The sequence below is a fragment of the Sinomonas cellulolyticus genome, assembly GCF_014656475.1.
Lineage (GTDB): Bacteria > Actinomycetota > Actinomycetes > Actinomycetales > Micrococcaceae > Sinomonas > Sinomonas cellulolyticus.
Genome location: NZ_BNCM01000004.1, coordinates 298684 through 325335, shown reverse-complemented (window position 1 = coordinate 325335; position 26652 = coordinate 298684). Strand labels below are relative to the sequence as shown.

Annotated in this window: 19 protein-coding genes; 3 read left to right on the top strand and 16 right to left on the bottom strand. The window is 69.2% G+C overall.

Annotated elements, in window-relative coordinates; genetic code table 11:
- Positions 1–57 precede the first annotated feature (57 nt).
- From IE231_RS07365 to IE231_RS07355, 3 genes are read right to left on the bottom strand one after another with little or no spacing between them, the layout of a single operon-like run.
- A complete protein-coding gene (locus tag IE231_RS07365) occupies positions 58–4935 on the bottom strand; it encodes an NAD-glutamate dehydrogenase (RefSeq protein WP_189693278.1) in 4878 nt (1625 codons plus the stop codon).
- Between the two features lie 54 nt (positions 4936–4989).
- Complete coding sequence (locus tag IE231_RS07360; protein WP_189693277.1) at positions 4990–6300, bottom strand: CpaE/TadZ family protein; 1311 nt, start codon at positions 6298–6300, stop codon at positions 4990–4992.
- Positions 6297–6941 (bottom strand): hypothetical protein, encoded by a 645-nt coding sequence (locus IE231_RS07355; RefSeq protein WP_189693276.1) that lies wholly within the window; start codon positions 6939–6941, stop codon positions 6297–6299. Before IE231_RS07355 ends, IE231_RS07360 begins: the two co-directional genes overlap by 4 nt.
- A 159-nt stretch (positions 6942–7100) precedes the next feature.
- Here IE231_RS07355 and IE231_RS07350 point away from each other — a divergent pair, with 159 nt between their 5' ends.
- Positions 7101–7316: a helix-turn-helix domain-containing protein gene (locus IE231_RS07350; RefSeq protein WP_189693275.1), complete on the top strand. Its 216-nt coding sequence runs from the start codon at positions 7101–7103 to the stop codon at positions 7314–7316.
- A gap of 55 nt (positions 7317–7371) precedes the next feature.
- Here the strand turns inward: IE231_RS07350 and IE231_RS07345 are convergent, their stop codons facing one another.
- The gene (locus IE231_RS07345; RefSeq protein ID WP_189693274.1) at positions 7372–7920 is read right to left on the bottom strand and encodes a DUF6897 domain-containing protein; all 549 of its coding nucleotides are present in this window, start codon (positions 7918–7920) and stop codon (positions 7372–7374) included.
- A gap of 1091 nt (positions 7921–9011) precedes the next feature.
- Here IE231_RS07345 and IE231_RS07340 point away from each other — a divergent pair.
- Positions 9012–9665, top strand: coding sequence for an Rv3235 family protein (locus IE231_RS07340; protein ID WP_189693273.1), 654 nt, complete (start codon positions 9012–9014; stop codon positions 9663–9665).
- Between the two features lie 50 nt (positions 9666–9715).
- Here the strand turns inward: IE231_RS07340 and secA are convergent, their stop codons facing one another.
- The 7 genes from secA to mtrA all read right to left on the bottom strand — a co-directional run bounded on the left by secA (position 9716) and on the right by mtrA (position 20130).
- The gene (secA, locus tag IE231_RS07335) at positions 9716–12448 is read right to left on the bottom strand and encodes a preprotein translocase subunit SecA (RefSeq protein ID WP_189693272.1); all 2733 of its coding nucleotides are present in this window, start codon (positions 12446–12448) and stop codon (positions 9716–9718) included.
- 106 nt (positions 12449–12554) lie between these two features.
- Positions 12555–13793 carry a winged helix-turn-helix domain-containing protein gene (locus IE231_RS07330; protein WP_189693271.1) on the bottom strand — a complete coding sequence of 413 codons (1239 nt, stop codon included), beginning with the start codon at positions 13791–13793 and terminating at the stop codon, positions 12555–12557.
- Positions 13794–13901: 108 nt separating this feature from the next.
- Entirely contained in the window at positions 13902–14627 is a 726-nt protein-coding gene (hpf, locus tag IE231_RS07325) for a ribosome hibernation-promoting factor, HPF/YfiA family (RefSeq protein WP_189693270.1), read from the bottom strand.
- A 149-nt stretch (positions 14628–14776) separates the two neighbouring features.
- Positions 14777–15697 carry a ComF family protein gene (locus tag IE231_RS07320; protein ID WP_189693269.1) on the bottom strand — a complete coding sequence of 307 codons (921 nt, stop codon included), beginning with the start codon at positions 15695–15697 and terminating at the stop codon, positions 14777–14779.
- Between the two features lie 100 nt (positions 15698–15797).
- Positions 15798–17513, bottom strand: a complete 1716-nt coding sequence (locus IE231_RS07315) for an LpqB family beta-propeller domain-containing protein (RefSeq protein WP_189693268.1) — start codon at positions 17511–17513, stop codon at positions 15798–15800.
- Positions 17510–19408, bottom strand: coding sequence for an MtrAB system histidine kinase MtrB (gene mtrB / locus IE231_RS07310; protein WP_189693267.1), 1899 nt, complete (start codon positions 19406–19408; stop codon positions 17510–17512). Before mtrB ends, IE231_RS07315 begins: the two co-directional genes overlap by 4 nt.
- 47 nt (positions 19409–19455) lie before the next feature.
- Entirely contained in the window at positions 19456–20130 is a 675-nt protein-coding gene (gene mtrA / locus IE231_RS07305) for an MtrAB system response regulator MtrA (protein ID WP_189693266.1), read from the bottom strand.
- Between the two features lie 159 nt (positions 20131–20289).
- On the opposite strand from mtrA, the gene IE231_RS07300 reads away from it, so the two are divergent.
- Entirely contained in the window at positions 20290–21171 is an 882-nt protein-coding gene (locus IE231_RS07300) for a cytochrome c oxidase assembly protein (RefSeq protein WP_189693265.1), read from the top strand.
- Positions 21172–21254: 83 nt separating this feature from the next.
- Here IE231_RS07300 and IE231_RS07295 read toward each other — a convergent pair whose 3' ends face one another.
- The 5 genes from IE231_RS07295 to IE231_RS07275 form a co-directional block, all read right to left on the bottom strand.
- Positions 21255–22271: a uroporphyrinogen decarboxylase/cobalamine-independent methonine synthase family protein gene (locus IE231_RS07295; protein ID WP_189693264.1), complete on the bottom strand. Its 1017-nt coding sequence runs from the start codon at positions 22269–22271 to the stop codon at positions 21255–21257.
- The gene (locus IE231_RS07290; protein ID WP_189693263.1) at positions 22268–22735 is read right to left on the bottom strand and encodes a chorismate mutase; all 468 of its coding nucleotides are present in this window, start codon (positions 22733–22735) and stop codon (positions 22268–22270) included. Before IE231_RS07290 ends, IE231_RS07295 begins: the two co-directional genes overlap by 4 nt.
- A gap of 74 nt (positions 22736–22809) precedes the next feature.
- A complete protein-coding gene (locus tag IE231_RS07285) occupies positions 22810–24513 on the bottom strand; it encodes an ABC transporter ATP-binding protein (RefSeq protein ID WP_189693262.1) in 1704 nt (567 codons plus the stop codon).
- Positions 24510–25547, bottom strand: coding sequence for an ABC transporter permease (locus tag IE231_RS07280; RefSeq protein WP_201896881.1), 1038 nt, complete (start codon positions 25545–25547; stop codon positions 24510–24512). The genes IE231_RS07285 and IE231_RS07280 overlap by 4 nt, the downstream gene beginning before the upstream one ends.
- Positions 25547–26638, bottom strand: a complete 1092-nt coding sequence (locus IE231_RS07275; RefSeq protein WP_189693261.1) for an ABC transporter permease — start codon at positions 26636–26638, stop codon at positions 25547–25549. Before IE231_RS07275 ends, IE231_RS07280 begins: the two co-directional genes overlap by 1 nt.
- Positions 26639–26652 lie beyond the last annotated feature (14 nt).

Here is a 26652-nt window from a genome sequence, read left to right as displayed (position 1 = left end):
CTGAGCCGGGGCAGCGGAAGACCCGCGGCCCCGGCTTCAGCGCCCCGAGACGACGGCTCAGGGGCGCACGATGGACCGCAGCAGCCTCAATGCTACCGAGAGCGAAGCCATGTCGTCGCGTTCAAGGGAGTTGACCTCCTCGAACATCGCGGCCGCCCGGCCGAGCTGCTCGCGGTGCTCGTCCTCCCAGACGGAGAGGCGAGCGTCGGGAGCGAGCGTGTCGGGCGCGGCGTCCATGACCGACCGGGTGAAGTCGGCCACGGTGCTGTAGAGGTCGTCGCGCAGTGCAGCCCGTGCGAGCGCCTCCCAGCGGTCGCGCCGGGGCAGGGCCGTGATGCGCTCGAGCAGGCTGTCCACGTGGAACCGGTTGAAGACGGTGTAGTAGACTCCCGCCACCTGTTCCACGCTCGCACCCGTGGTCTGCGCGATCCTGGCGACGTCCAGCAGGGCATAGCTCTCGAAGAGCTCCGCCCACCGGTGGGCAAGCCGCTCGAGCAGGCCCCACGCGCGCGCCCGGCCGAGCCACTGCTGCACCCGGTCCGCATCCTCCCCGCGGAGGTAGTCGAGGAGCTTGGCCCGGAGGGCCGCCAGGGGCGTACCGTACTTGTCCACGAGGTCGGCGATCGACTGGCCTCCGGTCCCCTGATGGAGGAGCCATCGGACTGCCCGGTCGAGCAGGCGCCGGATGTCGAGATGGATCGCTGTCCAGTGCTCGGTCGGGAACGACGCCGGGAGCGCATTGAGCTCCGCGGTCATATCGTCGAGCCGGTAGATCTCGCGCAGGGCCACGAAGGCCTTGGCCACGGCAGCCGGCGTGGCGCTCGTCTCCTCGATCGTCCGGAACGCGAACGTGATGCCGCCCAGATTGATCATGTCGTTCGCCACAACGGTCGCAATGATCTCGCGCCGCAGCGGATGGGTATCGAGTTCGTCCGCGAAGCGCTCGGCAAGCTTCGCCGGGAAGTACTGGCGCAGGGTCTCGGTGAACCACGGGTCATCGGCGAGGTCGCTGTCACGCAGAGCCTCGGTGAGCTCGATCTTGGCATACGCCACGAGAACGGAGAGCTCAGGCGAGGTCAGTCCTTGCCCCTGCTCGAGCCGCTTGTGCAGCTGCGCAGTGGTGGGCAGCGCCTCGAGCTCGCGATTGAGATCCGCCTCCGTCTCGAGCCAGTCCATGAGGCGCTCATAGCTCGGGCTCCACTCCACCACGCGAGCGCGGTCGTTGACGAGGAGGATGTTCTGGTCGACGTTGTCCGCGAGGACGAGCCGTCCGACCTCGTCCGTCATGGAGTGCAGGAACTCTGCGCGCTCAGAAGCGGGCAGCCTGCCCGCGGTGACCATACGGTCCACGAAGATCTTGATGTTGACCTCGTGGTCGGACGTGTCCACGCCAGCAGAGTTGTCAATCGCGTCCGTGTTGAGGATCACTCCCTGGAGGGCCGCCTCGATGCGCCCGCGCTGGGTGAAGCCGAGATTTCCGCCCTCGCCCACCACCTTCACCCTGAGGTCTCGGCCGTCCACGCGGATTGCATCGTTGGCCTTGTCGCCGACTTCGGCATTGGTCTCGGTGCTCGCCTTGACGTAGGTGCCGATGCCGCCGTTGTAGAAGAGGTCCACGGGGGCAAGCAGGATCGCGCGGAGCATCTCGTTCACGCTCAGCTGGGTTGTGCCCTCCGGCAGGCCGAGCGCCGCCCGGACCTCCTCGGAGACGGGAATCCACTTCGCTGTACGGGGATAGACGCCGCCGCCGGCGCTGATGAGCTCACGGTCGTAGTCGTCCCACGACGAGCGCGGGAGGTCGAAGAGCCGGCGCCGCTCGGTGAAGGAGGCCGCGGCGTCGGGCGTCGGGTCGAGGAAGATGTGGCGGTGGTCGAAGGCCGCGACGAGGCGGATGTGCTCGGAGAGGAGCATGCCGTTGCCGAACACGTCGCCGGACATGTCCCCGACCCCGACCACCGTGAAGTCTTCCGTCTGGGTGTCGACGTCGAGCTCGCTGAAGTGCCGCTTCACCGACTCCCAGGCGCCACGGGCGGTGATGCCCATCGCCTTGTGGTCGTAGCCCACCGAGCCGCCGGACGCGAACGCATCGCCGAGCCAGAAGCCGTACTCCTGGGAGATCCCGTTCGCGATGTCGGAGAAGCTGGCGGTGCCCTTGTCCGCGGCGACCACGAGATAGGAATCGTCATCGTCGTGGCGCACGACGCCGTCGGGCGCCACCACACGCTCCTCGCCCCGATCGTTCGTCACCCGGTTGTCGGTGATGTCGAGGAGGCCGCGGATGAAGGTCTTGTAGCTCTCCACGCCTTCGGCCAGCCATGCGGCCCGGTCGAGGGAGGGGTCCGGGAGCCGCTTGGCATAGAAGCCGCCCTTGGCCCCGGTCGGGATGATGACCGCGTTCTTGACGACCTGGGCCTTGACGAGGCCGAGGATCTCGGTACGGAAGTCCTCTCGGCGGTCCGACCAGCGCAGGCCTCCACGGGCCACCTTGCCGAACCGGAGGTGCACACCCTCGACCCGGGGCGAGTAGACCCAGATCTCGTACGCCGGCTTCGGCGACGGGATTCCCGCGATGAGTCCAGGGCGCAGCTTGAAGCTGAGGTACTGCTTGCCCAGGTAGTAGTTGGTCCGCAGAGTCGCCTCGATCAGCGTGATGAAGGTGCGCAGCAGCCGGTCCGCGTCGAGCGTCGGCACCTGTTCGAGCGAGCGGTCGAGGTCCTCCTTCAGGCTCGCGGTGCGCTCGCTGCGCTCGTCGTCGCTGAGCGCCGGGTCGAAGCGTGCCTCGAAGTAGGCCACGATCCCGCGGGTCACGTCGGCATTTGCCAGAAGCGTGTCGGCCACGAAGCCCAGGGAGTTCATGGTTCCGATCTGGCGCATGTACTTCGCATAGGCGCGCAGCACCTGCACCTGCCGGGAGCGGAGGCCCTCACGGAGCACCAGCCGGTCGATCGTGTCGGACTCGATCTCCCCGGCCAGCGCCTGCCCGAAGGACTCGGCGAGGAGGTCCCCGGTCTTCACCGGGTCGATGCCGGCGGGGTACTTGAGGCCGAGGTCGTAGAGGAAGAACTCCCTGGAGTCTCCGGTCTCGATCTCGAAGGGGCGCTCGTCGAGGACTTCGAGGCCGAGATTGTGGAAGTACGGCAGGATCTGGCTCAGGCTCTTGGGCTCGAACAGGTAGAGCTTGACGCGAGCGTCTTCCTCGAGCGCTTCGGCTTCCTGCTGGGGGAGGTACACGTGGACCGCCGGGCGCTCCGAGGCTTCGACGCCCTTCCCCTCGGCCGTGGCCCGCTCGGCCGCGTATGCCTCGAAGCGGGTGAGGTCCTCGAGCGCGTCCTCAATGCTGAAGTCAACCCGATACGAAGCAGGGAACGCCTCGCCCCAGACCGCGGCAAGGTGCTCTGCAGTCTCGAGAGGTCGGTTCTCGTGCAGGACCTGGGCGATGCCCTCGCTCCACGAGCGGGTGGCGGTCACCAGTCTGGCCTCGAGCGCCTCACGGTCCACGGCCTTCAGGTCCACCGGCGCGGATTCCGTGTCCTTCGGAAGGCGGATCCGGAAGTAGAGGCGCGCGAGCGCGGAGTCGCTCATGTGCGAGTCGTAGTCGATCGAGGAGGAATGGAACTCCTTCTCGAGTTCCGCCTCGATACGCCGACGCACGGTGGTGTTGTACCGGTCCTTCGGCAGGTAGACCACCGCATTCATGAACCGGCCATAGATGTCGGGGCGGAGGAAGAGCCGCGTGCGGCGGCGCTCCTGCAGGCGATGGATCCGCGTGACGGTGTCGAGCAGGGTATCCGTATCGATCTGCATGAGCTCGTCGCGCGGGTACGTCTCGAGGATGGCGAGCAGGTCCTTGCCCGAGTGCGAGTCAGCGGGAAAGCCCGAGGCGCGCATGACCTTCTCGATCTTGTCCTTCACGATCGGCACAGTCCGGGCGGACTGCGTGTAGGCGCTCGAGGCGAAGAGGCCGATGAATCGGCGCTCGCCGTCGACCTGCCCGTTGGCGTCGAAGCGCTTGATGCCGATGTAGTCCAAATACGTGCGCCGGTGCACGGTGCTGCGCGAGTTCGCCTTGGTGATGTTGAGTGCACGGCGCTCGCGGGCGTGTGCCTGTCCCTCGGCCGTGAGGTGCTGGAGGGCGTGAGAGCCTTCCCCGCGCAGGAGGCCGAGTCCGCTGCCTTCGACAAGCTCGAGGACGTCCTCGCCGTCGACCGACTTGAGGTCGTATTCGCGGTAGCCGAGGAAGGTGAAGTTGCCTGCGTCGAGCCATCGGAGGAGTTCCTGGGTGGACCGCAGGTCCGGGATGTCCTCGGCCCCGGCCACGGATCCGAGGCTCTCGGCAATCTCGAGGGCCTTCGTGCGCATCGCCTGCCAGTCCTCGACTGCGGCGCGCACATCGGCCAGCACCCGGGAGAGGCCCTCGACGAGGGAAGCCTTCTGCGCGGCAGAGACCCGGTTGATCTCGACGGCGATCCAGGACTCAATGTGCGAGGCGTTGTCGCCGTCGGCGATGAGCGCACTGAGCTGGGGCATCGTGGCGGTGTCGCCGCTCGTCATGCCCCATTGGGTGGGCACCCGGGAGGCGGACACGATGGTCCCGTCAGCCTTGCGCCTGCTCACCACGAGCATGGGGTGGACCACCAGGTGGATCGGTGCCCCTTGGCGGACCAGCTCGGCGCTCACCGAGTCGACGAGGAACGGCATGTCATCGGTGACGATATAGACGATGCTGCGGCTGCCTTCATCGGTGACCACGACGTTCGCGGTCCCCGGCCTGCGCCCCTCGGCAACCTGCCAGTGCCTGCGCGCCCGCCCCTCGAGTTCCTCGGCGGGGTACGCCTGCTTGTCCTCCTCGGCCACGTGCTCGTAGTAGTCGGCCAGGAATTGGGACTCCTGATCCGCTGAGGGGAAGGGGGTCTGCTGGGCAGTACCGGTAGACACTCTGGCTCGCCTCCAGGGAACGTGGCTGCCACCTCGCAGCCCTCTGACCCGAGCCTAGCGCGGCAGCTTTGCCAAAGGTCTAGCCCTTCGTCCAGCAAATCTCGAAGAACGCTGTCCAGGCGCACATACGAGAGCAGTGATCGCCTGGCGGAGGGCTGAGTCGGGAGCGCATTCAAGCAGCACTTGGCCGTTGAGCAGGGCAGCATCGGCCGCGGCGGCGTCGTGCGGGAGCATTGCCGCGATCGGCAGGCCCGGACCGAACCGCTCCCAGGCGTCGCGCAACGCCCGCTCGGGGAACCGGCCCACCGCTGAAGACCGGACCCGATTGAATACCACAGCAGGGGCGCACCCGGGCACCGCAGAGTCGAGTTCCGCGAGCGCCCGGACGAGGCGGGGCATAGCCACGGAGTCGGCAGCGCCGACGGCGAGCACTCGGTCTGCAAGCTCGAGAGCGCGCAGCGTCGTGCCGTTGCGTCGTGGTGCCATCGTGTCGAAGCTGAGCTCCTCGTCCGCCTCAAGGCAGAAGCCGACGTCGACGACCACCGTCTCCGCCGCCGCCCGGCACCGTTCCAGCACCATGGCAAACGCCGCCGCACGCAGCTCGGGCCAGCGGTCCGCGCGGGTGAGCCCCGTGAGCACGCGCACCGTTCCGCCCGCGATCACGACCGGCGTCGCTACCCGTTCAAGCGCGCTGCTGTCCAGCAGTCCCTGGTCCGCAAGCCGGCATGCCTGTGCGAGCCCGGCAGAGTCGTCGAGCAACCCGAGCACACCGGCGACCGAGGCGCCATAGGTGTCTGCATCGACGAGGATCACGCTTTGCCCGGCTGCCGCGAGTTCAGCTGCACAGTTGACCGCGATGGTCGTCCGTCCGGGTGACCCGATCGGGCCCCACACCGCGAGGATCTCGCCTTGCCGGTCCGGCTCGGGTACGGCGTCGGGCTCTGGGGCGAGGCTCTGGACGTCGGGTCGCACACCAGCCAGCCCGAAGGACGACGACAGACCGCCTCGCGTACGGCGGGCGGCTTCCTCGACCGCCTCGCTGATGAGTGAGGCGAGGTCGGCGGCCTCGATCGCCTCCGCCGCGGCGAGGATGCCAAGGCCCCCGAGCCGTTCCCGCTCCGCGGCGTCGTCGGTGAGGCCGATAAGGCCGACACCGACGGCAGCAAGGCGGTCGGAGAGCGTCGCTGTGACCTCAGCGGTGCCGCCCGCCACGACCGCCGCCCTGGCGAGACCGGTCTGGCAGGCTGCGACGAGTTCGGCAAGCTCGGAACAGCGGCGCACGACGGTGACGGGCCCATGGAGGCGCTCGAGAGAGCCGACGAGCTCGGCCTGGCCAGCGCCGATGGTCACGACAGGGATGCTCACCGCGGGCCGCCCGCAGGGTTCCACACGAGAGAGACCTTCGCACTGTTCGCCTGCGCTCCGAGCACTTTGGGGAGCTTGGAATCGTCGACGAGCACCAGTACATGGGTTTCGCGACTGCCGCCCAGCGTGGAGGCGGAGGCCTCAATATGCGCAATTTCGGCACCGGGCACGAGGAGGACAGGCTCCGCAAAGCCGTTGCGGCCGTCGGGGAGGGACACCCACACGTCAACGCGTGTTCCCACAGTCGCCTCGGCCGGCAGCGGCTGGGCGATTCCGATCGAGACTGGTTTGCGGCTGACGTCGCGCGCGTCGCCCAGGCTCGAGGCCGGGACAAGATCGCCCTTGGACACGCGCTGAAGCGCCACCTTGCCATCGGGAACCGCGCCTGCCACGAGGTAACGGCCCTCGGCGTCGCCTAGCCTCACATCCACCTTCATGAGCCGGCTCGGGTCGATCGCCTGGCCGACGGCTATGTCCTCCTTGGCGGCGTACGCTCCCACCGTCTGCTGGGCCGAGTTGACGAGGGCAACGACCGCCGCCACTGAGGCCAGGACCAGAAGGAGGCCGACGAGGAGCCGCGGATCCTTCCACGATGGCCTCCTGAGCCGCGATCCCGGCGACGTGCTCTCGGCAGTTGGCATGGCAGTTCCCTTCCAGTCGCAGGCCGCGCACCGGCCCCCCAGCGCCATTCTGTCGGGCCACGACGTGCATCCCAAGTCGCACGGGAGCAAAGTGGATCAAAGTGTGGATAACTTGATCAAACGCTGTCTCCAGGGCTTTTCAGGTGGCAGAATGTTCCTATGCCTCGCTTCCTCACGCTCGCCGATGTCTGCGAACAGCTCCAGATCAGTTCGGCGCAGGCGTATGCGCTGGTCCACAGCGGAGAGCTCAAGGCGATCCAGGTGGGCGGCCGCGGGCAGTGGCGCGTCGAGGACGTGAAGCTCGAGGAGTACATCCAGGAGAGCTACGCGAAGGCGGAGCGGACCCTCGCGGAGCATCGCCGCGCCCGGTCATAGACCCCGCTCGCCAGGTCCTGCCATCCTGAGCTCCTGCACAGGTCATCGTCGTCCCTCAGGCGCTGGAGCGCACGGCAAGCAGGGCCTCGAGGCGCACCGCCACAACTCGTTGTCCAGACGCCCCACCCGAGCCTTCGGGCGCGAAGTCCACGTAATCTGAGCCGACGGTGTCGATCCTGCCGACGAGCGTGCCAGGCTCCCCGCGCCCTCCCTCGACGAACATGGTGACCGCAGCACGGTCGCGAGCGAGCGCACGCAGGCACGATGCGAGGGAAAGTGTCCTGCGCACCGTGGAGGACTCCGCGCGCGCGGCGCGTCCGAGTCCTGCCACCGAGATGACCGCGCGCATGGGCACGAGGACGCTGTGCTGCCCCGTTGCCAGCACGAGCCATCCGTCGGCGACCTGCCGCAGACTCCCCCTGAAGCGCTGCTCGCCTCGGATCTGGATCTCAACGGGCCGATCGCCCTGCCCCCGGAGCCGGTCTGCCAGGGACACGCTTCCCTGCTCGGCGCGCGCGAGCTCTGCGACGTGCGCGTCGTGGTCCAGTTGTGCCGCTGCCGCCAGCTGGCCCTCGATGTCCGCGAATAAGCCGTCCCACCGCATGCGGCTCAGCCTAGGGAAGCCAGGATGCGAGGGTCAAAGTCAGCCAAAAGCCTTCTGAGGCTGGACATAGTCAGCTTTTTGTGTTCAAACTTGCTCTAGCTGGACCAAACTAAATCAAACAGAATCAAACTGAGAGCGATTGCCTGCCAATCGCGCGCACCGGGGGGTCTCATGGAAAACACGCGACGGCAGCAGATCGCCGCTGACATACTGGTGGCCACGGCGATCCTGGCTCTGGGCGGCGTACTCGTCGTCGCAGGTCGCATCCTGGGCGGGAACGTCGCGCCGGGTGGAGGCGAGGGCTGGCTTCGCATCGACCCCGCGGCGTTCGACGCCGCGCAGCAGCTCAGCACTGACGTACTGCTCGGGCTCGTGGCGAGCCTCGTGGGTCTCGCCGTGATCGCCTGGTGGCTCCTCTCGGCCGCACTGGCCATCAGCTCAGCACTCCTCGCCGCGGCGGGAGCCCATCGGACAGCACTCCGCACGGGGGCCTTTGCACCGGCCTTCATGCGCCGGCTGGCCCTGGCCCTGCTCGGCATCAGCCTCATCGGCGCTCCCGCCGCCCATGCGCAGTCGCTGCCCGATCCCGCCTGGCATCCGTCGCAGGAAGCACTCGCAGCGATCTCCCCGGCTCCAGCACGCTCGGACAGCCCCGCTTCACTGTCCGGGTCGCGGGACCCGGCGTCCGGGACGGGCGTCGCATCCGCCGCTCCGCACACCCGTCACCCTCCTCAGAGGTCACCGCCGCCCCGTCATCCTTACCGGCGGTCACCCCCTCCCCCGCCCCTTCATCGTGGGTTCCGTCTGCCATCCCCGTCGATCCGGGGCTGCTCGGCCGTCCGGCGACGAGGACCGCGGCCGCCCCGGACCGGGTCGAAGTGCGGCCCGGTGACACCCTCTGGTCCATCGTCGCAAGGCACCTCGGCCCCGGCGCCACCGACCTTGAGATCGCGGATGCGTGGCCCGCCTGGTACGCAGCGAACGCCAGCGGGATCGGAGAGGACCCCGACCTCATCCGGCCCGGTCTGCTCCTCACTCCCCCCGCCTGACTCCAGGAACGCACCCGCCTACGCACCCGCAAAGGACACGCCATGACCCCCTCACGCCCACGATCCGTGGCTTCGCCCGCAGCCGGGGCTCCCTCCGCCATCCGCTCCGCAGCGCATGCAGTCTCGAGGCGCGGGCCAGCTCGCGCTCTCCCGACGTTCGTCGAGACCGGGCCCCGTACGGCCGATGTGGTCCAGTTCCACAGGCCGCCGCGTCCCGCGACGTCGGATCAGGCAGCGGCGTCCCGTCCGCGCACCGACGGCAGCTCCGCTCTCGCCCCCGATCCTGATGCGCGGCTCGGCCGTCGGCTGCAATCGGTCCCCTCCACCCACGAGGCGGACGAGGTCCGCAAGCTCGCCTCGGCCATCACCAGGGCAGCCATGGAGGTCCTGGCCGGCACGCGCCCCGTGTCCCAGCTCGCCCCATGGCTCCATCGTGACCTTCTCACACGTGTGCAGCTCAGGGCCGATCTGCATCGCCTTCCCAGTCCGGCCCGTGCCGCGGCCCGGAGCGGGGAGCGCATCTCACTCGCCCATCGCGCCGCGACCGTGAAAGCGGTGCACGTCTCCCGCGTCGAGGAGGGCATCTACGAGGCCGCGGCCGTCGTCTCCGACGCGGCGCGCTGCCGGGCAGTTGCCCTGAGGATCGAAGCCATCGGCCGAGGCGGCTGGCAGGTCACGGCCCTCGAGATCGGCTGAACCGACGACGGCGGGCCGCCCCTTCCGGGACGGCCCGCCTCTTCCATGGGTCAGCGCTTGGAGCGTCGGCCCGGAGCGTTCTTCTGGGAGGGCTTCGAGGGGCTGCGCCTGCTCCCGTTCGGCTTCTGGGAAGCCGGCGCCTCCCCGGACTTCTGCCGACCACCGCCGTTCTGCGCGGACTTGGCCCGCGCCTGCTCCACGTGCGTCTCAGTCGTTCCGTCCTCGGCGGGCGCGGAATACTGGAGCTGCAGAGGCTGGGCCGGTGCCTCCTGCTGTGCCGGCGCGCCCTCGGCAGGCTCGATGTCGAGGTTGAACAGGAACGCCACCGACTCCTCGCGGATTCCCTCCATCATGCTCTGGAACATGCCGAAGCCCTCGCGCTGGTACTCGACAAGCGGATCCCGCTGGGCCATGGCCCGCAGGCCGATGCCCTCCTTGAGGTAGTCCATCTCATAGAGGTGCTCCTGCCACTTGCGGCCGATCACCGACAGCACGACGCGTCGTTCGAGGTCGCGCATCGTGTCCGGGCCGAGCTGCGCCTCGCGGTTGGCGTAGATGAGCTTGGCGTCGGAGATGATCTCCTCCTTGAGCATCTCAACGGTCACCCGCGGCTTGCCGCCGGCCTCGTCGATGACGTCCTGGGGAGTGATCGAGATCGGGAAGATGGTCCGCAGGTTCGCCCACAGGCCGTGGAAGTCCCAGTCGTCGCCATTGCCTTCGGCGGTGGCGGAGTCGATCATCGCCGTGAGCGTGTCCTCGAGGAAGAACTGGACCTTCTCGTGGAGGTCGTCACCCTCGAGGATGCGGCGCCGGTCGCCGTAGATGGCCTCGCGCTGGCGGTTGAGGACGTCGTCGTACTTGAGCACATTCTTGCGCTGTTCGGCGTTGCGGCCTTCAACCTGGGCCTGAGCCGACTGGATCGCGCGGGAGACCATCTTCGACTCGAGCGCCGTGTCGTCGGGAAGGCTCGAGGCCATGAGCCGCTCGGCGCCGCCAGTGCCGAACAGGCGCATGAGGTCGTCGGTGAGCGAGAGGTAGAACCGGGACTCCCCGGGGTCCCCCTGTCGGCCTGAGCGTCCGCGGAGCTGGTTGTCGATGCGGCGTGACTCGTGGCGTTCCGTGCCGAGCACGTAGAGACCGCCGAGGGCCAGGACCTCCTCGTGCTCGGCCTTGACCGCCTCATGGGCCGCGGCGAGGGCTCCGGGCCACGCGGCCTCGTATTCGGCCGTGTTCTCCTCGGGGTCAAGGCCCTTCGCCGCGAGGTCGGCAACGGCCATGAACTCGGCGTTGCCGCCGAGCATGATGTCGGTACCGCGGCCGGCCATGTTGGTCGCGACGGTGACGGCACCCTTGCGTCCCGCCTGGGCGACGATCGCGGCCTCACGGGCATGGTTCTTGGCGTTGAGGACCTCGTGCCGGATCCCGGCCTTGGCCAGGGCCTTGGACAGGTACTCGCTCTTCTCGACGCTCGTGGTGCCGACAAGAACGGGCTGCCCCGTGGCGTTGCGGCGCGAGATGTCCTTCACGACGGCCTCGAACTTCACGACTTCGTTCTTATAGACGAGGTCGGACTGGTCGATGCGCGCCATCGGCTTGTTCGTGGGGATCGGCACCACACCGAGCTTGTACGTGCTCATGAACTCGGCGGCTTCGGTCTCCGCGGTGCCGGTCATGCCCGAGAGCTTCTCGTACAGGCGGAAGTAGTTCTGGAGGGTGATCGTGGCGAGGGTCTGGTTCTCGGCCTTGATCTCCACCCCCTCCTTGGCCTCGATCGCCTGGTGCATGCCCTCGTTGTAGCGGCGGCCGGGAAGGATGCGGCCGGTGTGCTCGTCGACGATGAGCACCTCTCCGTCGAGGACCACGTAGTCCTTGTCCCGCTTGAAGAGCTCCTTGGCCTTGATGGCGTTGTTGAGGAAGCCGATGAGCGGCGTGTTCGCCGACTCGTAGAGGTTGTGGATGCCGAGGTAGTCCTCGACCTTCTCGATGCCGGGCTCAAGCACACCGACGGTGCGCTTCTTCTCGTCCACCTCGTAGTCGCCCTCGTCGAGGCGGAGCGCGAGCTTGGCGAACTCGGAGTACCAGCGGTTGGCGTCCCCCTGCCCTGGACCGGAGATGATGAGCGGGGTGCGGGCCTCGTCGATGAGGATGGAGTCAACCTCGTCCACGATCGCGAAGTGGTGGCCGCGCTGGACGAGTTCGCCCTTGTCCCAGGCCATGTTGTCGCGAAGGTAGTCGAAGCCGAACTCGTTGTTCGTGCCGTAGGTGATGCCGGCGTCGTACTGCTTCTTGCGCTCGGCGGGATCCATGTTGGCCAGGATGCAGCCGCTCGAGACGCCGAGGAAACGGTAGACGCGCCCCATGAGCTCGGACTGGTACTCCGCAAGGTAGTCGTTGACCGTGACCACGTGCACGCCCTTGCCGGAGAGGGCGTTGAGGTAGGCCGGCGCCGTCGCGACAAGGGTCTTGCCCTCACCGGTCTTCATCTCGGCGATGTTCCCGAGATGCAGTGCGGCCCCGCCCATCAGCTGGACGTCGAAGTGGCGCATGCCGAGCGTGCGGCCCGCCGCCTCCCGCACGGCGGCGAAGGCCTCGGGGAGCAGGTCGTCCAGCTTCTCGCCGTCCTCATGGCGTGCCCGCAGCCGATCCGTCTCGCCACGCAGCTCGGCGTCGGTGAAGCCCTTGAACTCGTCCTCGAGCGCATTGATGGCGTCCGCGTAGACACGCAGCTGCTTGAGCGTCCGGCGGTCGCCGGTGCGCAGGAGTTTCTCGAGAAGGTTTGCCACGTGGCTTTCGCTCCCTTGTCAATGGCGTGGGCAGCAGCACTGGGGTGCGCTGCGGCGGGAAACAGTCTACGGGAGACACGCGTGGGACGGCGCGCCGGTTCCCTGCTCATGCGGTGACCGCCAGCGCTCTGGACAGGGCCGGGGCCAGATTTCCCCGTTCGGCGACCCGCACCTCGCCGAGCCCGAGCCAGTCGGCGAGCAGCAGCAGTTCGGCCGCGAGCTCGACGGCGGTGTCCCCCGGAGCGCCCGCCTCGCCGTGCGCGGAGTGGACGAGGAGTGCGCCGGAGGTCCGGTCGGCCTTGAGGTCCACGCGGGCGGCCATGGTGTCGCGCAGGAGGAACGGCAGGACGTAGTAGCCGTACTCGCGCCGGTCCGCCGGCGTGTAGATCTCGATGCGGTAGTGGAAGCCGAAGAGACGCTCGAGCCGCTGCCGCTCGAACACGAGCGAGTCGAAGGGGCTCAGCAGCGCGCGCCCCTGAGCCGCCCGCGGCACTACGGCACTCGCGTCCTTAAAGAGCGTCCGGGACCAGCCCGCAACCTCAGCCGGCTCTGCCTCACCAGAGGCGACGAGTTCGCGGAGGACTGACTCCACGGGTTTGACGGGCAGCCGGAAGTAGTCGGCGACGCTTCGCGCCGTGCCGATGCCGAGCGCGGAGAGCGCGGCACGGGTGAGGAGCCGGAGATTCTCGTCAGGCCCGCTCTCCCGCGCATAGCCGCCGCGCTCACCGCCGTCTGGCAGGGCGGCAGCGGGGATGACGGACTGCGTGAGGGTGTAGCGGCGCTCGAACGAGGACGTACGCCCGGCAGAGCTGACAAGCCCGTCCTCGAAGAGCGAGCCGAGCACGTGCTGGACGGCGTTCCAGTTCCAGCCCCACTGGTCCCTGCGCCGCTCCTCGACATGGCCGAGCCGCTCCGTGATGCCGGCCGCGGTGAGTGGCCTGCTTCTGGCCAGGAGAGCAAGGATCCGTTCGGCAAGCACCGAGCGCTCCACGGGATCCACTCCCCGTGCTCCCACCCACGTGCGCCGCTGCCACGCCCTCAGCGCTTCGAAGTGTTGGGGCCGGATGAAGCTGGCTTCATGCGCCCAGTATTCGACCATGCGGCGTGGACTCCGCGTCGAGAGCCCGTCGAGTGTGGTGCGGTCGTAGGGCCCGAGGCGGGAGAAGAACGGCAGGTAGTGGCTGCGGACGAGCACGTTGACCGAGTCGATCTGGACCAGCTGGAGCCGGGCGAAGGTCCGTGCGAGGGAGCGCGCTGTCACGGGCGCGGCGGGCCGTGGCCGGTGGAGCCCCTGGGCGGCCAGCGCGAGGCGGCGGGACTGCGCAACGGTGAGCCGCGCCGTCATACGCGTGACTCCCCGCAGTGGAAGCCGGAGCACGCCGCAGCGGCGGCCCCGTCCGGGACCGCCGCTGCATCGGGGGCCGCCTCCGCGGACGCGGAAGCGGCGGGATGGTCAGGGAACAACCGCGCCTGTGTCGTTCGAGCGGTAGGCGAGGATCTTCTCCTCGACCTTGCTGGCGCCGGGCTCGCACGCCTGGTCGAGGCTGATGATCCCGTAGGTCCATCCGCGGCGCCGGTACACGACGGAGGGCGTGTTCGTGTCCGCGTCGATGAACAGGTAGAAGTCGTGGCCGACGAGCTCCATGTTGTCTACCGCGTCGTCGAGCGTGAGCGTCGCGGCCGGAAAGACCTTGCGGCGGATCAGGACAGGAGAGTCTCCGGCCGGAATGTCGTTCTCCACCTCGTACGGCGAGGTCGCTTCGGAATCTTCGGTGCCGACCTCGAGCGCGTGCTCGGCATAGATGGGCTTGTCCCCGCTCACCACGGGGAGAGCTGCTGTGGCGGCGCTGACCCCGACCGGGGTGTGCTTGCCGTGGTGGACCTTGCGGCGGTCCTTGGCCCGCCTGAGCCTCTCAAGGAGTTTTCCGTACGCGAGGTCGAATGCTGCGAACTTGTCCGGCGCGGTGGCCTCAGCCCGGATCACCGGTCCCCTGCCCGTGACCGTGAGCTCGACGGTGAGCTGGTCCCCCCCGGACTTGGCGCTGTTCTGCTTGGAGCACTTGGCGTCGACGCGCTGGACCTTCTCGGCCAACGACTCGATCTTCTCGAGCTTCTCGCTCGCGTACTCGCGGAAGCGATCCGACACCGTCAGGTTGCGTCCGCTGATGTTGAACTCCATGGTGCCCTCCAGATACATCTGAATTCGGCCGGTCCCGGCGTCTGTTGGGGCTCCGTCGTCTGACAGTCGAGCCCCTTTCTTGAGCCGCTATCGACAGGTCCTCCTGGCTAAGGACCTACCCATGACGTTAGTGGATCGTCACCTTTTATTCATCCCCCATTGGTCCCTGAACCTGCATGTCCGCTGGGAGCGTACCCTGCACTGCCGGATTCACCGGCGTCGGGCAGTGGGACGTAGGCGAGGGTGATGACGCCGAGCACGACGGCGCCCCCCGCCTCAAGCGCCCGGGCCGCCTCGCGCGCGGTCGCCCCCGTTGTCAGCACATCGTCGATGATCAGGCAGCGTCTCCCGTCCAGGGCTGCCCGCGGCTTGGCCTCGAGTGACCCCGCGACGCGTGCACGCCGCTGGGAGCGGCCCAGTCCTTTCTGCGACCCCGTACCGCTGCCGACGGCGGCCAGTCGCCCAGCTGCGCGTTCGTGCAGTCTCCGACGGCGGGGCCGCAGAGCCTCACTCCACCGCGACCCGGGCGGGAGCCGTCCCTCGCGCCGCACCCGCACCATGAGCACTCTCAGCGGATCGAACCCGCGTCGGAGGTAGGCCGCCTGGCTTGTGGGCACGGTGACGAGGACGACTCCAGCGCCGTGGCGGCCGGCGGCGATCTGGAGGGCACGGGCAAGCCCGGCGGCGAGTTCTGCCGCGAGGGCACCGCTTCCGTGCCGCTTGAACGCGAGGAGGGCCAAGGAGAGCTGGCCACGGTACGGGCCAGCCGAGACGGCCGGGAGCAGAGGCTGCCCGCTGACCTCGACGAGGGCCGGCGCGTGGCGTTCAACCCGCTCCGGACGTGCGGTGAGCGCCCGCAGCCGGCGCGTGCAGGCCGGACAGAGCTGGACGTCGGGATGCCCGCAGCCAGCACACTCGACCGGCACGATCAGGCCGAGGAGTTCGCGTGCAGCCGCGAGCAGCCCGTCGACGAGCCGAGCCCACCCGCGGTGCGTGGTGCCCGCATGGCGCCCCGCGTGGACGACCTCGACGACTTCGTCTGCCCTGGAACGGCCTCTGCGCGTGCCCATGGGGCCAGCTTCGCGATCCCCAGCGCCACGCGCCACCCACCATGGCGCCATGTGGACAATGCCTGATGCACACCACGAACCGCAGGGCTGGCGCGCGGCATCATCCTGGGAAGGACGGCCCCTCGACCCCCTTGCCGAGCTCGGTCCACGTGGTCCGGGCCAGCAGGAAGACCCCCGCGGGGGTCTGGGCATAGATCTCCTGTTCGCCGTTCCCGGCGGAGATGGCCTGGATCCCCGCCAAGGGTGGAAGCTGGCGGGGGTCGCCGCCCTTGAGCGAGACGAGCTCGGGAGTGATGGCGTCACCGGAGGAGATCCCCGAGACGAGGACAGTCGCCTCGTCGACCCAGACGGCCCGTCGCGGGTTCTTCTCGGTCGTGGTGAGCGTGATCGGCGTCGTGAGGTCGCGGGGCGTGCCGTCCGCGGCGCGGACCACGCCGGCGAGCTGCAGGACCGTCGTGCCGCTCTGGGTGGAGAGGACGAGGGCCCGTGTGCCGTCGCGCGAGATCCGGAGGTCCTCGACGGTGCGGCCGGAGAGCCACGCGGGCTTGAGCACGACCTTCGGCACCTCGGCCCCCTCAGCAACGCCCGCGGGCTTGTAGGCCACCACTTCGGTGGCGCCGTCGGCCCCGGGCCCGGCAGTCCAGATCCAGTCGAACGGGCTGATGGACGGAGGGCTGAGCGTCGCCCGCGAGTCGAGGTGCCGCGGGGCCTCGTTGGGCATGGCCGAGTACAGCGCGGGGCCGTCGCCGATGAACGCGAAGAGGTGCTGCGAGACGGCAGCGGCAGCCTCGTGCGGCCCGTACGGGGCGACGCTGCGCAGGCCGTCGATCCGCGTCGCCTGACGGTTCGCGTACTGGACGAGTTCACCGCCGGCCACGCCGATCTGCCACGCGGGGACCTTCGGGTCCACAACGGGAGCCGGCGCGGTCTTGCCGGTCGTCGGGTCCTCGAGCGCCACGTCGTTCTGGTTGGTCTGCAGGGTCACCCCGACCACAGAGCTGATGCCCGAGAAGGTGCGCACGAGCTGGCTGTGCATGCGCTGCCGGTCGGTGAAGGAAGCATCCCGGAGCTCGGCGGTGAGGTCGACCTGTGCTGTGTTGTCCACGATCGGCACGGACTCCCGCTCGAGCCGGATGCCCTGCGGGAACGCCGTGGCCACCGCCGATCGCAGGTAGGGAGCAGGCCCGGCGATGAGCGCGCTCACGAGGGACTTCGCGACCCCGGAGTTGTCGATGAACCATCGGACGTCTGGGACAAGGGTTGTGAACGAAGGGTCATAGAAGTACAGCGCGAAGGGCTTGTAGAGGTCCTTGAAGGTGGCCTCGGGGATGGCCGTCCCGTCGGGGATCTTGGACAGGCGCCACTGCCCGTCCACCTGGGCCAGGGAGACGTCGATGTGCTCCTTCGTCCCGGCCGGGAACGGAGTGGCGATGCCAGCGGCATCCACCGAGTACGCGAGGTCGAACTCGTACCGGTACTCGTTCTCCTGGCCGGTGGACACCACCGTGGGGCTGCCGCGGTACACGAGCGTGCGGTTGCTCGGCTTCCACGAGACGGCCTGGGCCGGCGCAAGGAACTGGCGCGCCACCGTGAAGTCGTTCTGGTAGCCGCTCCCGGCGTTGAAGAAGCCGTCGATGATCGCCTGCGGGGTGGCGCCGTCGCGCGGCCCGGGCGGGCTGTACTGGGGCGCGTTGCCGAGCGTGACGGCGCTGTCCTTGCTCTTGCCCACGGCGCTGTTGGTGGGGATCTGGGCGCAGCCGGCGAGCACCACGACAGCGAGCAGCGCGGCGCACAGCGCGCGCATGGCCCGGCTCATGGTTCCTCCCGCTTCTCGGCACCGGAAGGCGCAGCGGACGGCGCCACCCGGCGCTGTGGGAGCTGGACGGAGCCGAGCATGACGGCGCGCGTCGCCTGCTCCTCGACGAGCACGACGTCGCCCCCGGCCGGCTCGAGGGCGACCGGTGACTCGATGATGGCACCGCCGGAACGCAGCGGAAGCGTCATGCGGAAGCACGAGCCCTCGCCGGGCCTGCCCCACGCCTGGAGCCAGCCCCCGTGCAGCTTCACGTCCTCGGTCGCAATCGAGAGGCCAAGGCCCGAGCCGCCCGTCGTGCGCGCGCGGGCAGGGTCGGCGCGCCAGAACCGGTCGAACACACGCGCCGCCTCGGACGGCGACATGCCGATGCCGTGATCTCGGACTGACACGCCGACCGACTCCGCGTTGGCCGCGACGAACACCTCCACCGGGCGCCCCTCCCCATGCTCGAGCGCGTTGAGGAGGAGGTTGCGCAGCACGCGCTCGATCCGCCGGTCGTCCATGTCCACGACGATGCTGGGCGTGCGGGTGTAGAAGCGGACCTCGGAGCCGGAGGCGGCCGCAATAGGCGCCGCGCCCTCGATCACGCCCCGGACCACGGGAATGAGGTCGACGGGCTCCGCGTCGAGGACGGCTGCGCCGGCGTCGAAGCGGGAGATCTCCAGCAGGTCGTTCAGGAGCGCCTGGAAGCGCTCGACCTGGTTGTAGAGCAGTTCGGCGGAGCGCTTGGTCACGGGGTTGAACTCCTCGCGCGCGTCGTAGAGGACCTCGGCTGCCATCCGAACGGTCGTCAGCGGCGTGCGCAGCTCGTGGCTCACGTCCGAGACGAACCGCTGCTGCATACGCGAGAGGTTCGCGAGCGCGTTGATCTGCTCCTGCAGGTTCGCCGCCATGTGGTTGAACGAGGCGCCGAGCCGGGCTACCTCGTCCTCGCCCTCGACCGCCATGCGCTCTTCGAGCTGTCCCGCGGCGAGCTTCTCCGAGACCGCTGCCGCGTGGCTCACCGGGGACACGACGTTGCGGGTGACGATCCACGTGATCGCGCCGATGAGGAGCAGGAGGAAGAGGCCGCCGAACCACAGCACGTTCTGCATGTCGTCCAGGGTCTGCTGGGCGCTGTCGATGTCATAGATGAGATACAGCTCGTAGACCGTCCCGCCGAAGCTGACCTTGTTGCCCACGGCAATGGCCGGGTGCACCCGGTTGTCGACGGTGAGCGGGATGGACTGCCAGTACTGCTCCTGCTGCGAGTGCTGGACAGCGTCGCGGAGGGCCTGCGGGATGTCGTTCTCGGTCCGCAGGTAGGAGGCGCGCGAGTCGACCCAGCGGTTGCGGGGCTGGTCCTGGTTGGGCACGGCGAGGAAGACGTATTGGCGCGGCGTGCCGGACTCTCGCGCCTCGAGCTGGTTCAGGGTGTCGTTGACGAGTTTGAGGACACCCTGCTGGTCGGTGACCTGCGCGCCGTCGAACGTCTCCTGGACCTGTTGGACCGACTGCCGGGTCTGCACCTCGGCCTGGGTGAGCCGCTCCTGGAACAGGTTGTTCGCGATCTGGTTCGACAGGTACGCACCGACCGCCATGAAGGAAACGAAGGTGAGCACGAGCGTGATGAGCACAGTCCGGAACTGCAGCGACCGACGCCAGCGGCGTGCGAACGCTCCGCGCAACGCGGCCAGACCCGGGCCGACGGCCCGCCCGGCGCGGAGGGCGGCACGGGCGCCCCGGTAGGCGAGGACTCGCGCTCGCTTCACCGCAATGCGTGCCCGGTCGCGGAGCCGCGCCCGCCGGGCCCACCGCCTCAGGCGCACGACGGCGTTGCCCGCCGCTGCGGTGGCGCGTCCCGCCTCGTCGTGGCCGGCGGCCGGCGGCGTGCGGTGGTCCTGCTCGGTGTCCATGGGTCCTGTCTTTGAAAGAAGCGCCCCGGCGGGCGCGGCTCAGCGGCTCAGGCGCCTGCCTTGTACCCGACGCCGCGCACCGTGAGGACCACCTCGGGCGCTTCCGGGTCACGCTCGATCTTCGAGCGCAGGCGCTGGACGTGGACGTTCACGAGCCGCGTGTCGGCAGCGTGGCGGTAGCCCCAGACCTGCTCGAGGAGCAGCTCGCGGGTGAACACCTGCCACGGCTTGCGCGCAAGCGCTACGAGCAGGTCGAACTCGAGCGGCGTGAGGGAGATGTACTCGTCGCCGCGCTTGACGGTGTGCCCGGCGACGTCGATGGTGACCTCGCCGATGCGGAGGGTTTCCGGTGCCTTCGTGTCGCCCGGACGCAGCCTGGCACGGACCCGGGCGACGAGCTCTGCGGGCTTGAACGGCTTGGGCACGTAGTCGTCCGCGCCCGACTCAAGTCCTCGGACCACGTCCGACGTATCGGACTTCGCCGTGAGCATCACGATCGGCACGTCGGACTCGGAGCGGATCTGGCGGCAGACCTCGATGCCGTCCAGGCCGGGGAGCATGAGGTCGAGCAGCACGAGGTCCGGACGCTGCACCCGGAACGCATCCGGCGCCTGCGCGCCGTCGGCGCAGAAGACGGGCTCGAAGCCGTCGTTGCGCAGGACGATGCCGATCATCTCGGCCAGGGCCTCATCGTCGTCGACGACCAGAATGCGTGCCTTCATGCCTTCCACTCTCCCCCAACATCTGTGCGATCCCCGCGTCCAGTACGGGTTTGATCCATTCTAGTCGTCGGGCGGATCGGGTCGCGGAAGGCGCATCACCGAGGACGGCAGCCGTCCGCCTTCCAGCCGAATCCCAGACAGGGGGACTATGCTCCGGCCGTGCCTCCCCTCCCCACCGTCCTGACCTCGGCAGCCCTCGACCCGGCAGCCGTAGTCCTCGCCTTGGCGGCAGGCGTCCTGTACGGGGTGGGGCTGCGGCGAGCGCGACGCGCCGGGAGCCCCTGGCCTCGGTGGCGCATCCTGTGCTTCTACCTGCTGGGCCTCCTGCCCTACCTCGTGCTCGCGTGCGGCTTCCTCGGCGCCTACTCCGAGCTGCGCTGGGCGTTCACGCTCAAGATCGCGCTCATGTTCTTCGTGGTGCCCCTCCTCGCGGGCCTGGGGCAGCCCCTCGGGCTCGCACGGGCCACTCTGGGCGCGACGGGACGAGCACGGCTTGAGCGAATCATGGCCAGCCGCGCCGTGCGCACGATCGGCAATGCGTTCGTGGCGCCGGTCGTGGGCCTGATCCTCTTCGGCAGCTTCCTGACACCGATGTTCTACCTCTACCGGACGGATCCGGTGCTCAGCGGAATCCTGAGCATCGCCGCCCCGCTCATCGGCCTCATCCTCGCGCTTCCGCTGACGGAGGCCGACTCGTTCGAGCGCTCGAGCGCCTTCATCGTGGTCGAGTTCGTCTACGTGTTCATCGAACTGCTCGCCGATGCGATCCCCGGGATCTTCATCCGGCTCAGCCCCACGGTGCTCGACGGCGTGACAACCTGGGCGGCCGGCGTCCCGGGATGGTTCCCCTCGCCGCTGCGGGACCAGCAGCTCGCGGGAGACCTCCTGTGGTTCATCGCCGAGGCGGTGGACGTCCCGGTGATCATCCTCATGTTCGTGCGCTTCTCACGCAGTGACCGCCGCGAGGCCGCCTCCTATGACCGTCTCAGCGACGAGGAGATGGACGCCCTCGCCGAGGAGCACCTGCGCCGGCGGGGCTGAGACGGCGCACCCGAGCCCGCACGCGGCACCAGGGGCGCACACTCCCGGGGGCCGCCGGTCCTCCAGGCGCCACGAGTTCCGGGTCAGCCGAGCGCGATCTGGTTCACGGCATCCGCGAGCGTGACCACGCGGCCCAGGCATGCAGTGGCCTGGGAGGGTGTGAGGTCGGCGAGGCTTCCCGCGGGCGCCAGCCGGACGGCGTCGAGCGCGGAGAACGGGAGCCCGAGCTGCCGCCAGGGCCGCACCACCCGCTCTGCCAGTTCACCTGTACGGACCACGGTTCCCGTCTCGACCGGGAGGGCTCCGAGCCACACGCGCGCACCGGACTCAACGGCGCCCGCGAGTTCCTCCCACTGGGCGACGGTCAGGTCGGCCAGCGGAAGCGAGACGCCATCCGCGCCGGCAGCCAGCACGCGCCCGATCGGCGCCTCCCATGCCGGGAGGTTCACGACCACCGCCTCGGCCCCCGCATCGCGCAGCGCGTCCGCGACGACTGCCCATGCCGCCCGCGCCTCCTCGCCTGGGACCGAGCGGAGCGTTCGGTACCCGCTTGCGGTCGGGAGCAGGCCGCCGAGGACGCGCGCGGCGTCGGGCTCATCGAGCTGGACGGTGAGCCTCGCCCCGGGCACCGCCCGCGAGACGCGCTCGAGGAAGGGCACGACGCCGGCGGCGAGGGATTGCGCCAGATCCCGCCGCGCGCCGTGGTCGGCGAGGATCCGCTCGCCAGAGGGGAGGTAGAGGGCCGCCATGAGGCTCAGCGGACCGACGATCCGTACCTGCAGGTCCTCTGCACTCCGCTCCTCGGACCCCACGACGTCGGCGAGCACGTTCAGGTCCGTCGCGAGCGAGGACCGGGCGCGCTGCGCATCGCGGCCGGGCCGGGGCACGACCCGCCATCCGTGCGGCTGCACGTCGGCGTACAGGTCCACCAGGAGCGAGGCTGTCCGGCCGATGGCGTCGGATCCCACCCCCCGCTGCGGGAGCTCGGCCAGGAAGGGCAGATGGGGAGAGCCCAGTTCTCCGCGGATTGCCTTGGCGGCCTCGAACGGGTCGGAGCCGGGCCAGTCGCCGAGGGCCGTCGCCGTGACCTGCCCGGTCACGCGCCGGAATCCGGGCGGGCCGCCTCCTCGCGGGGTGCCTCCGGGCCCGTCCGGCTCTGGCCGTGGTCCTCGGCGATCGCCTGATGGTGGCGGATGACCTCGCTGATGATGAAGTTGAGGAACTTCTCGGCGAACGCCGGATCGAGCTGCGCTTCCTCCGCCAGACGGCGCAGCCGCGCGATCTGGGCCGCCTCGCGGGTGGGGTCCGCGGGAGGCAGGTGGTGCTTGGCCTTGAGGAAGCCGACCCGCTGGGTGACCTTGAACCGTTCGGCGAGCAGGTACACGAGCGTCGCGTCGAAGTTGTCGATGCTCGAGCGGATGGACAGCAGTTCCGCCATGACGGCGGGGTCGACGTGGCCTGTGAGGGAGCTCGCCGCGGGATCGTAGGGCTGAGAGGTGGCCGCCGGTGCGGTCCTGGTCGTCTCGTTCGTCTCGGCGTCGGTGTCGGGGCGCGGCTCGGTCATGGGCATCAGTCTAGGTGCCGCCCGAAGCGGACGTGGCCCCCGCCGACCTGGGGCGGGAGGCCACGTCCGCTCGGCTACAGGCCGAGCAGGGCGCGGTGTGCCTCCCGGCGCTGGGCCTGCTCAACGGGGTCGGGCACGGGCAGCGACGCGATGAGGCGCTTCGTGTAGTCGTGCTGGGGTGCGCCCATCACCTGGCTTCCGATGCCCTGCTCGACCATGCGGCCCTTGTAGAGCACGCCGACCCAGTGGCTGAGCTGGTCCACCACCGCGAGGTCGTGGCTGATGAACAGCGCCGCGAACCCGAACTCGGCCTGGATCTCACGGAACAGCTCGAGTACTTTCGCCTGGACGGACACGTCGAGCGCGGAGGTCGGCTCATCGGCCACGAGCAGCTTCGGCTCGAGTGCCAGCGCCCGCGCGAGCGACGCGCGCTGACGCTGGCCCCCCGAGAGCTCGTGGGGGTACCGCGCCGCGTAGGCGGCGGGCAGCTGGACTGATTCGAGCAGCTCCCCGACCCGACGCCGCACCTCGGCCTTCCCCAGGTCCAGGTGGACGGTGAGGGGCTCCGCGATGCACTCGCCGATGGTCAGCTGGGGGTTGAAGGATGCGGCCGGGTCCTGGAAGACGAAGCCGATGTCCTTGCGCAGAGGCCGGAACTGGCGCTCCCGGAACCCCACCATCTCGTGGCCGAGCACCCGCAGGCTTCCCCCCGTGGCACGGTTCAGGCCCGCGATCGCGCGCCCGATCGTCGTCTTGCCCGACCCCGACTCGCCCACGAGCCCGAAGACCTCGCCAGCCCGCACGGTGAACGAGACGTCCTGCACGGCGCGGAACGGCGGCGTGCCGAGACGGCCTGGGTAGGTGATCTCGAGCCCGCGCGCCTCGACGAGGACCTCGCCTTCCTGACGCAGGCGCGCGGTGGCGCCCTGGGACGCCGAGTCACGCCCGAGGTGCGGGACGGCGTCGAGCAGGCGGCGGGTGTAGTCCTCCCGGGGCGAGGCGAACAGCGTCCTCGCCGGCGCCTCCTCGACCACCTCGCCCTGGTACATGACGACGACGCGGTCCGCGAGGTCCGCGACGACGCCCATGTTGTGCGTGATGAGGACGATCGAGGTCCCGTAGAGGTCACGGAGGTCCCGCAGGAGTTCGAGGATCTCGGCTTGGACCGTCACGTCGAGCGCCGTCGTGGGCTCGTCGGCGACGATGAGCTCGGGATCCAGGGCCAGTGCGGCCGCGATGACGACGCGCTGCTTCTGGCCGCCCGAGAACTGGTGCGGGTAGTAGTCGACCCGCTTCTCCGGATCGGGGATGCCCACCTTGCGCAGGGCTTCGACGGCCCGCTCCTTGGCCTCCTTCTTGGTGACCTTCTTCCCGTCGCGGCCGTGGTGGGCACGGATGCCCTCGGCGATCTGCCAGCCGACCGTGAAGACCGGGTTGAGTGCCGTGGACGGCTCCTGGAACACCATGGCGACGTCGCGGCCGCGGAGCTCACGCAGTCTGGCCGGGCTGATGGAGATGACGTTGTGGCCGTTGATGACGACGGCGCCGGAGCTCGTCGCCGTCTCGGGCAGGAGCCCGAGAATGGTCTTGGCGGTGACGGTCTTGCCGGAGCCGGATTCCCCGACGACGGCGACCACCTCCCCCGCGTGCACTTCGAGGCTCACACCGCGGACGGCCCGGACGTCCCCGGCGTCGGTGGCGAACGTGACCTCGAGCTCGTCGATGTCCAGGACGGTCTCGGTCCGCTGGGACGATGCCGTGCCGAGTTCCTCGCTCATGCGGCACCCCCTTCCGTGCTCGGGGTGGCAGCGCCCGCGGCACCCTCGGGGCCCTTGGCAGCGCTCTTCTTCTTCCCGCGGGTGCGGATCCTCGCGTCCGCGAGGTCGTTCATGCTCTCGCCGACGAGGGTGAGGCCCAGGACCGTCAGGACGATCGCCAGGCCGGGGAAGACCCCCGTCCACCAGATGCCTGCGGTGACATCGCTGAGCGCCTTGTTGAGGTCGTAGCCCCACTCGGCGGCCCCCGTCGGCTCAATGCCGAAGCCGAGGAAGCCCAGGCCCGCGAGGGTCAGGATCGCCTCGGAGGCGTTGAGCGTGAAGATGAGCGGAATGCTGCGGGTCGCGTTGCGGAACACGTGCCTGGCCATGATGCGCCAGCTCGACGCTCCGATGACCTTGGCCGACTCCACGAACGGCTCGGCCTTGAGGCGGATCGCCTCCGCCCGCACCACGCGGAAGTACTGCGGGATGAACACGACGGTGATCGAGATGGCGGCGGCCATGATGCCGCCCCAGAGGCTGGACTGGCCGTGGCTGATGACGATCGACATCACGATGGCCACCAGCAGCGACGGGAAGGCGTACACGGCGTCGGCGACGACCACGAGGACCCTGTCGAGCCATCCGCCGAGGTATCCGGACACGAGGCCGAGGGCGACGCCCGCGAAGATCGAGAGGATCACGGCGACGATGATGACCAGGATCGCGGTCTGCGTCCCCCACACGACGCGGGAGAACACGTCGTAGCCGCCGACGGTCGTGCCCCAGATGTGGGCGGAGCTCGGCGGGTCCTGAGTGGGGAAGTTCCCGTTGGCGCCGGCGAGCTGGGAGAAGCCGTAGGGGGCGATGAGGGGCGCGAAGAGCGCGGACACCACGAAGATCCCCGTGAGGATCAGGCCGGAGATGAGCATGGTGCGCTGGACTCCGACGCTCATGCGCACTTGCGCGAGCACAGGGATCTTGGTCCAGAGCGGATCCTTGCGTTCGATCTGCACGGCGGGTCCGGAAGGGCGTGTGGGGACGGTGGCTGGCATCAGTACCTCACTCTCGGGTCGATGAGGGCAGCGATGACATCCACGATGAAGTTCGTGATGGCGACGATCACGGCCAGGAGCACCACGATGCCCTGCACGGCGACGAAGTCCCGGGCGGTGAGGTACTGCGCCAGCTGGAAGCCGAGCCCCTTCCACTCGAACGTCGTCTCGGTCAGGACCGCGCCGCCGAGCAGGAGCGCGATCTGCAGCCCCATCACGGTGATGATCGGGATGAGCGCGGGCTTGTACGCGTGCTTCGTCACGAGCCGGAACTCGCTCACACCGCGGGATCGGCCGGCCTCGACGTAGTCCTTGCCGAGGGTGCCGATGAGGTTGGTCCGCACCAGACGGAGGAAGACACCGGCCGTGAGCAGTCCGAGGGCGATAGCCGGGAGGACCGCGTGCTGCTCGACATCCCAGAACGCGGCCATGTTGCCGCTGCGGAGCGCATCGAGCCAGTAGATCCCGGTCGGGGCAGAGAGCTGCGTGAGCGCGAGTTCGGTGGTCGTCGTGGCGCGCCCTGCGATGGGCGTCCAAGCGAGCCACACGCCGAAGACCAGCTTGAGCAGGAGGCCGGCGAAGAAGACGGGCGTGGCGTAGAACAGGATCGCGAGGACGCGCAGCACGGCGTCGGACGACTTGTCCCGGCGGTGCGCGGCGACCATGCCGAGGGGGATGCCGACGATGAGCGCCACGACGACGGCGTTGACCGCCAGCTCGAGCGTGGCGGAGCCGAAGGTCGTGAGCATGTCGGTCACGGCCCGGTTGTCGGAGATGGTCCGGCCGAAGTTGCCGGTGACCAGCTGGCCGAGGTACTCGAAGTACTGGATCAGGATAGGGCGGTCGTAGCCGGCCTCGTGGATGCGGATCTGGAGCTGGTCCGCGGGCAGGCGTCCGCCGAGCGCGGCCGTGATGGGGTCTCCCGTGATCCTCATGAGGAAGAAGACCATCGTGACGAGGATGAGGATGGTGGGGATGATCAGCAGGAAGCGGATCACGAGATAGGTCAGCAGTCCGCCGCCGCCCTTGGTCTTGGCGACAGGCTCTGGGGCACCCGCGGCTTCTGGGGGTGCTTCTGTGAATGCAGTCATGGGGTCTCTCTCGC